Origin of the sequence: Capnocytophaga canis, assembly GCF_000827555.1 — a bacterium.
Classification (GTDB): domain Bacteria; phylum Bacteroidota; class Bacteroidia; order Flavobacteriales; family Flavobacteriaceae; genus Capnocytophaga; species Capnocytophaga canis.
This window is the reverse complement of sequence record NZ_CDOI01000013.1, coordinates 23986-32467: the sequence shown is the minus strand read 5'-3', so window position 1 is coordinate 32467 and position 8482 is coordinate 23986. Positions and strand designations below refer to the sequence as shown.

The 8482-nt window shown below is 36.1% G+C and carries 7 protein-coding genes; 5 read left to right on the top strand and 2 right to left on the bottom strand.

All coding sequences use genetic code 11. From position 1 onward, the window contains the following. Positions 1-401: 401 nt before the first annotated feature. Both CCAND38_RS01255 and gyrA read right to left on the bottom strand, forming a co-directional pair. Complete coding sequence (locus CCAND38_RS01255; RefSeq protein WP_042343157.1) at positions 402-1661, bottom strand: tetratricopeptide repeat protein; 1260 nt, start codon at positions 1659-1661, stop codon at positions 402-404. A gap of 38 nt (positions 1662-1699) precedes the next feature. After that, positions 1700-4228 carry a DNA gyrase subunit A gene (gene gyrA, locus CCAND38_RS01250; RefSeq protein WP_042343156.1) on the bottom strand — a complete coding sequence of 843 codons (2529 nt, stop codon included), beginning with the start codon at positions 4226-4228 and terminating at the stop codon, positions 1700-1702. 288 nt (positions 4229-4516) lie between these two features. Between gyrA and CCAND38_RS01245 the strand changes: the two genes are divergently transcribed. The 5 genes from CCAND38_RS01245 (at position 4517) to CCAND38_RS01225 (ending at position 8449) form a co-directional block, all read left to right on the top strand. Continuing rightward, complete coding sequence (locus CCAND38_RS01245; RefSeq protein ID WP_042343155.1) at positions 4517-6067, top strand: helicase HerA-like domain-containing protein; 1551 nt, start codon at positions 4517-4519, stop codon at positions 6065-6067. A gap of 24 nt (positions 6068-6091) precedes the next feature. After that, positions 6092-6652 (top strand): hypothetical protein, encoded by a 561-nt coding sequence (locus CCAND38_RS01240; protein ID WP_042009192.1) that lies wholly within the window; start codon positions 6092-6094, stop codon positions 6650-6652. A gap of 11 nt (positions 6653-6663) precedes the next feature. Then, positions 6664-7437, top strand: a complete 774-nt coding sequence (locus tag CCAND38_RS01235; protein ID WP_042343154.1) for a Rossmann-like and DUF2520 domain-containing protein — start codon at positions 6664-6666, stop codon at positions 7435-7437. Beyond that, the gene (locus CCAND38_RS01230; protein WP_042009197.1) at positions 7418-7927 is read left to right on the top strand and encodes a KdsC family phosphatase; all 510 of its coding nucleotides are present in this window, start codon (positions 7418-7420) and stop codon (positions 7925-7927) included. Before CCAND38_RS01235 ends, CCAND38_RS01230 begins: the two co-directional genes overlap by 20 nt. 162 nt (positions 7928-8089) lie before the next feature. Then, complete coding sequence (locus tag CCAND38_RS01225; RefSeq protein ID WP_231549986.1) at positions 8090-8449, top strand: hypothetical protein; 360 nt, start codon at positions 8090-8092, stop codon at positions 8447-8449. The last annotated feature ends 33 nt before the right edge of the window (positions 8450-8482 follow it).

The window sequence follows — 8482 nt, the reverse complement described above, 5'->3', positions numbered from 1 at the left end:
CGTTGCGTTGCGTTGCGTTGCGTTGCGTTGCGTTGCGTTGCGTTGCGTTGCGTTGCGTTGCGTTGCGTTGCGTTGCGTTGCGTTTTCCATATCAATTTGCAATGCAAATATACAGAAATTCAATGAGTTATGCAAGTATTTTGTAATGAAATTCATAAAGTTTTGAGTAGTTAAATGCTTTGTATCAGGTTGCAAATATATGCTAATTTTTCATATCTGAATAGATTTAAATGTTAAAATATTTTGTGATTTTCACATAACACCCAAATAAGTATTTTTTTAAGTTTAATAAAAGTCAATTCATTGTACAAAGGTGAAAAGATAAAAAAAAACTACCATACAAAAAAAGTTGCCCAATATTGTGGACAACTTTCTTTAACTTCGTTTGAGACAATCAATGACTACTCTCCTAATAAAGATTTAATTCTTTGGAAATTGCTGTGATCCCCTAAGGCACCATAGATACTTTTCAATTGCTCTAAAATATCCTTAGTATTACCTTGTTTTTTTACATAATCTTCCAAAACATCTGCTCCTTTTTTGAAGAAATCATCTTTTTTCACTCTCAATTCTTCGTATTTTTTAACATCTGCTTTTGAGTTACCCAAAGCATTCATCTCTTCAATCAAGGCATTACCCTGAGTAATGTATGATGTTGAGATGTTTAACGCAGCTGCTGCATAGTCTGGTTTTAGTCTTAATGCTTCCTCAAATGATTTACGAGCTTCAACTACATTATTTTGTTGTAAATTGATTACTCCTATATTGTAATGCAAATCAGGATTATTAGGTTCAATTCTGATAGCTTCTTGCATCAATTCTTTAAATTTATCTTTATTATCCAATTGGAAATAAATCATCGCCTCTTGTACCACGATGTTGGCATCGTTTGGAAATCTCTTACGAGCTTCTTCAAAAGCTTGTAATGCTTCATCGTTTTTGCCTTGCTCTACATAAATGTAAGCGATATTTTTTACGATTTCAGCGCGTTTTGATGGGGTTTTCTCGGTTCTTGGATTCGTGTGCGTTCCACCTTTAACCATCAAGTCACGTTGATTTTTGTTTCCAAATAACTGTTCCTCTCCTGACTGCTTGTCTTTTGCGTAGTAAAGAACCTCTGAACCATCGTAGTTCATATCTTTTAACTCTTTGTAATATTGCAAAGCCAAATCATAATCTTTATCTTGAACAGCCATTGAAGCAGCATAGTATAGATTGACCGTATCCTTTGGGCTGAAGCGGTATACCTGTTCAAAAGCTGTAGTAGCTGTTTTGAAATCTTGCTTTGTGTACGCTTCTTGCCCTTTATTCGATGCAATTTTAGCGGCTACTTCACTTAAAGCAGGTAGTTGAGCTGTAAATTTCCCTTTTCCTCCCTCTATTTCTCTCACTTTGGCAAATGCTTGTGAAGCATCTTTCAATGAGGCAAGTAAATTAGCATTTTTCTTTGCATTTTCCAAACCTACTGTCCCTTCCAAAAAATAGTATTGAGCCGCAAAATCACCACTTGAGGCTATGCTTTTCACCTGAGAAAGCATCGTTTTTGCTCCCGCTAAATCTCCTTTTTTGATTAGCTTTTCAACTTCTCTGAGTTCTTTTTTCTGTCCAAATGCAGTTGCTGAAACTAATAAAGCAGCTGCTATCACTAATGGTTTTTTCATTTGTTTCTGGTAATTAATTCTACAATATTTTTTTGTTTCTATTCTGTACTCTCAATTTCTGTACCATTTTCTTGATTTTCATCCGTTGAAGATTCCTGCTCATCCTCCTTCATAACTTTCGCAACAGCTGCTATAGAGTCATTTCCTTTAATATTGATGAGCCTAACCCCTTGTGTTGCACGTCCCATAATTCGTAAATCGTCTATTGGTAAACGGATAGCTATTCCAGATTTGTTAATAATCATCAAATCTTCACCACTAAGTACACTCTTAATAGCCACTAAGTTACCTGTTTTTTCAGTGATTGAAATGGTTTTTACTCCTTTTCCTCCTCGATTGGTAATTCGGTAAACTGCTTCTCCAGTTTCAGGTTCATCAATGTAAGAACGTTTTCCGTAGCCGTTTTCTGAAACCACCAAAACGGTTTCTTCCTGCGGATTTTCAATAGCGATCATTCCAACTACTTCGTCTGTTTCCACGTCCAAATCAATACCTCGAACCCCTTGTGAGTTACGTCCTACTGCACGTACTTTTTCCTCTTCGAAACGAATAGCTCGTCCTGATTTCACTGCCAACATTAGTTGACTTTTTCCTGAAGTAAGTTTTGCTTCTAACAACTCATCACCATCTTTAATGGTAATAGCGTTTATTCCATTTTGACGTGGACGGGAGTACTCCTCCAATAACGTTTTCTTGACGATTCCTTGTTTTGTCGCCATAATCAAAAAGTTGTTATTGATGTATTCCTCATCTTTCAAATCTTTTACGCTGATAAAGGCTTTAACCTTATCATCTTGTTCAATATTGATAAGATTTTGAATGGCTCTTCCTTTCGATGTTTTTGTTCCTTCAGGAATTTCATACACGCGCATCCAAAAACATTTTCCTTTTTGGGTAAAGAACAACATGTATTGGTGATTCGAGCTTACGAACAGATGTTCTAAGAAATCTTGGTCACGCGTATTGGACGCTTTCTGCCCCACACCTCCCCTATTTTGGGTTTTGTATTCGTTCAACGATGTACGTTTAATGTATCCAGCATGTGTAATTGTGATGACCATTGTTTCATCAGGAATCATATCCTCAACACTAAACTCTCCTCCTGCATATTCAATTTGTGAACGACGTTCATCACCATATTTTGCCTTCACCTCAAGCAATTCTTCTTTGATAATTTCAGTACGACGCTCTTTCCGTGCGATGATGTCTTCCAAATCTTTAATAAGAGCCATAACCTCCTCATATTCAATACGCAACTTATCTTGCTCCAGACCTGTTAGCTGACGCAAACGCATCTCAACAATGGCTCGTGATTGAATCTCAGATAATGCAAAACGCTCCATCAATCTGGTACGAGCTTCGTTCGCATTTTCCGACGAACGGATAATGGCAATTACCTCGTCAATGTTATCAGAAGCAATGATTAATCCTTCTAAAATATGTGCTCTTTCCTGTGCTTTTTTCAGTTCGAACTGAGTTCTGCGATAAACCACATCATAGCGGTGTTCCACAAAATAGTGAATTAAATCCTTCAAATTTAACAATTGTGGACGACCGTCAACTAAAGCAATGTTATTTACACTGAACGATGTTTGAAGAGCAGTATGTTTGAATAAATTATTTAATACTACATTAGCTACAGCATCTCGTTTCAAAACATAAACAACACGCATTCCTCCTCTTCCAGACGATTCGTCTCGCACCTCTGAAATTCCTTCAATTCTCTTCTCATTGATCAAATCCACCGTTTTTTTAATCATTTCAGCTTTATTGACCTGATATGGAATTTCGGTAACTATGATGCATTCCTTTCCATTTACTTCTTCGATATTAGTTTTCGCACGTACAACAACTCGACCACGTCCCGTTTTGAATGCCTCTCGAACGCCTTCATAACCATAAATGATACCTCCTGTAGGGAAATCAGGAGCTTTGACATATTTTATTAGCTCTTCAATATCTATTTCAGGATTTTCAATGTAGGCTACCGTTCCATCAATGACTTCCGTCAAATTATGAGGAGCCATATTGGTTGCCATACCTACAGCAATTCCCGAAGAACCATTAACTAATAAACTGGGGATACGCGTTGGCAAAACCTTGGGCTCCAACAAAGTATCATCGAAGTTATACTGATGGTCGACCGTGTCTTTGTCAATATCAACCAACATATCTTCGGAAATCTTACGCATACGAGCCTCTGTGTAACGCATTGCCGCAGGAGGATCGCCATCAACCGAACCGTAGTTTCCTTTTCCATCAACAAGCATGTAACGTAAGCTCCAATCTTGAGCCATACGTACCATAGTATCATATACTGAGGAATCTCCATGGGGGTGGTACTTACCAAGAACTTCTCCCACAATCCTTGCTGATTTTTTGTGTTGACTATTGCTAAAAACTCCTAATTCATTCATCCCGAACAACACCCTACGATGCACTGGCTTCAAACCATCACGCACATCGGGCAATGCTCGCGAAACAATTACCGACATTGAGTAGTCAATGTAAGCGGATTTCATCTCATCACCAATGTCCACTGGAATGAGTTTTTCTCCTTCTGCCATATTATTTCTTACTATTTTTTATGTTTTGTATTCAATTAACGTGCTAATGTACGAAGAATATTTGTACTGGGCTAATAAAAAAAGATTTTTTTTGTTATATGAAAAATGTACATAAATTAAACAACTTATAATCAATCATATATAAAATATATTTTTTGACATCTTTTTTAGAAAACAAGATGTTAAAAAATAATATTAGCTTTCAATTCTGTTTTTTTGAAATGAAACTTTCTTTTTTTCCACTTTTTGTTGTACCTTTGTTACCTTGTAACTTTGTGAACAAAAAGAATGAGTAAAATAGAATCTTTTAAGGAGCATATCCTTTCGGGATATACCTGTAAGGGCGACTACATTACATTAGGAGGTGCGATATTCGATGGAGAACCCATTGAAAATCTGTTAGTTAATTTACCTCTAAAAACTTTGAATCGTCATGGACTCATCGCAGGTGCGACTGGTACAGGAAAAACCAAAACTTTGCAAGTCATTGCAGAGAATTTATCCAAAAATGGTGTTCCTGTACTTTTAATGGACTTGAAGGGTGATTTAAGCGGATTGGCAGAAGCAGGTGAAGAAAAATCTTTCATTACAGAACGTCATAGAAAGATAGGGCTTCCTTTTGAAAATCAATCGTTCCCTGTGGAGCTTTTAACCATTTCAGAACAAAAAGGGGTTCGTTTACGTGCTACAGTTTCTGAGTTCGGGTCGGTATTACTTTCCCGTATTTTAGATTTGAGCGATGTACAAGAAGGCGTGTTAGCTGTTATCTTTAAGTATTGTGATGATCACAATTACCCGCTGTTGGACTTAAAAGATTTGAAAAAAATACTCCAATTTGCTACAGAAGAAGGTAAAACTGATTTTGAAAAAGAATACGGAGCTATAGCTAAAACATCAACAAGTGCTATTCTCCGAAAAATAGTGGAATTGGAACACCAAGGAGGAGAATTATTCTTCGGCGAACGTAGTTTTGAACCCTCTGATTTACTAAGAACTAACAATAAAGGTGAAGGGTATGTAAATATTATCCGATTGACAGACATTCAAGATCGTCCAAAGATGTTTTCTACTTTCATGCTCAGTTTGTTAGCAGAAATCTACTCAACTTTCCCAGAGGAAGGAGACCTTAAAAAACCTAAATTGGTGATTTTTATTGATGAAGCTCACTTAATTTTCAGTGAAGCATCAAAAACCTTGTTGAATCAATTAGAAAATATCGTTAAATTAATCCGTTCCAAAGGCGTCGGTTTGATTTTCTGCACACAAAATCCAACAGATGTACCTGATGCTGTACTTTCGCAATTAGGAATGAAAGTGCAACACGCTCTGAGAGCCTTCACTGCCAAAGATCGAAAAGCCATCAAACTAACGGCTGAAAATTACCCAATCACAGAATACTACAACACTGCAGAAGTACTGACCTCTTTAGGAACAGGAGAAGCTTTCGTGACAGTTTTGAACGAAAAAGGAATCCCTACCCCTTTGGTTGCTACCATGCTTAGAGCTCCGATGAGTCGTATGGATATTCTTTCTGATGCCGAAATAAATAGTTTAGTAAATCGGTCGGAATTAGCCAAAAAATACAACGAAACCATTGACCGAGAAAGTGCTTACGAGTTATTAAACAAAAAAATAGCTGAAATTCAAGCCAGTGCAACCAAAGAAAAAGAACGTGAGTTAGCTGAAAAACAGCAATCGCGTCAATCACAATCCCCTACAACACGCAAAACATCTCGAACAACTCGCTCAACCGCTCAAAATCCGCTGTTGAAAATGGTGACAAGTGCTACTTTTGTGCGTGGAGTGTTGGGAATACTAAATAAAGTTATTAAAAAATAAATATATAAAATCAATAGTTAGAACATGAGAAAAATAATTGGATTAACGTTTATTGCTTTATCAATAATAGCTTGTAATTCTGAGAATAAAACCTATTTAATAACCAAAGAAAGCGTAGGTGTATTACAAAAAAATGTAGCTGTACAGAAATTAGATTCTATTTATGCTAAGGATTCGTTAGTGAACAGTACCTATGAAGGAGAACTCCGATATGCGAACACTGAGCGTATTCTAATCTTTGAAAAAGGAGGAAAAGAATTACTGGAAATCACACCTGCCATTAGTGGAAAAACAAATGAAAAAGTCGTGGAAAGCGTACGTATATTAGATCCGCGTTTTACCACAGAAAAAGGAATCTCTTTGGCAAGTACTTACAAAGATATTAAATCAAAATACACTGATTTTGAAATAGAACAGACCTTTAAAAGTATTTTAATTACTCCGAAAGGTGAAAACGTTTATTTTACGTTTGATAAATCGGCTTTAAAAAATAAAAATTTTGGACTTTCATCTGATGTAACCAAAGATGACATCGAGGAAGATGCTAAAATCGACCGAATGGTGGTAGATTGGAGCATATATTAATATAAAAATCGATGAAAAAAACATTGACGATTACAGTTATTGGAGGAGGAAACGTAGCTTTTCATTTGGTTAATACTTTCCTCAAATTAACAGATGTGGAAGTGAAGCAACTTTACAACAGAAGTTGCTTCACTTCTGATTTTGATAAATTTCAAATTAAGAAAACGACTCATATCGCCGAATTAAAACCCACTGATTTGACCATCATTGCTGTGAAAGACGATGCGATTGCTGATGTTTCAGCACGGTTGCCTTACACCAACTCATTAGTGGTTCATACTTCAGGAAATACGGACATTGACTTACTGAATGACAAAAATAGAAAAGGTGTTTTTTATCCATTGCAATCGTTTTCAAAAGCTAAACCCGTAGATTTTAGGAAAATTCCATTATGCTTAGAAGCTAAAAAAGCAGAAGATTTGAACATTTTACGCCATTTAGCTGAATCTATTTCTGAAAACATCTATGAAATTAATAGTTTTCAACGAAAAATACTCCATATTTCAGCAGTTTTTGTAAATAATTTTACTAACCATCTGGTAGGGATTGGTCAAAAACTGTGCGATGAACATAAAATTCCCTTCGAAATACTCAAACCTTTATTAACCGAGACCTTTGAAAAGTTACAAAATATTTCAGCCATAGAAGCTCAAACGGGACCTGCCCGACGCGATGACCAACAAACAATCAAAAATCACATGGCTATGCTCAATGGAGTTGAAAAAGAGATATACAAAACAATTACAAATTCAATATTAACCACATATGGAAAAGAAAAGTTATAAAGAATTTTTAAAAGACGTAACCACATTTGTTTTTGATGTGGATGGCGTACTAACCAATGCTCAAGTATTAGTAACCAATGAAGGAGAATTACTTCGAAGCATGAGCGTTAAGGATGGTTTCGTAATGAAATACGCTATTGAAAAAGGATATAACATTTGCATCATTACGGGCGGAAATAACCAAGGAACTAAAAAACGTTTTGAAGATTTGGGAATTACGGATATATTCATGAAAAGACACCAAAAATTAGATACTTTTCTTGAATACCAAAAAAATAAAGGCTTAAAAAAGGAACAAATTCTTTATATGGGAGACGATTTACCGGACATTCCTCCAATGAAACACGCTGGATTAGCTACCTGTCCACAAGATGCTGCTCCTGAAGTAAAAGCCGTAGCCGATTATATTTCCCACTTGGAAGGGGGTAAAGGTTGTGTTCGGGATGTAATCACACAGGTACTCAAAGTACGCGGTGATTGGGAGTTTTAAGATTTTCAATATTTTCTTATATTTGCACCCGTTTTCAAAAACGGGTTGCAATACTCGTAAGGAACGATTTCCATTACAACCTTTGTATGTAATAAAAAACTAAACCTAAAAATACGCATCTTAATACATCCTATTTCAGGGTCAAGTTATTTGAATATAGCGTTGAGAAAAAAAAATGTACATATCCGCTTGTTGAACTTTTTGCTACTCGTTAGTATGCTTAAAGTTGCTTTTCCTGTGGGAGAATTTTTTCACGAACACCATGAGCATCATTCGGCGGAAGAAATCTGTACACACGCTACCAACAAAAAGTGTCAGCATGAAGCTCACTTCTCGGACTCGCACCAGCATCCAATCGACTGTATTTTCTTTCAATTGCACAACTTTTTTGTGCAACCTTACTTTATTTATACGTTACTTGAACAAAACAATTCTACACGTTTTGTAGATCAAGAAAAAAACTATATAGCGTATCATTTATACACTTCAACCAGAGCTCCACCGAGTGTTGTACTCTCTTAAAATGAACATCTTTTTCGAAGATGTATTCTAAAT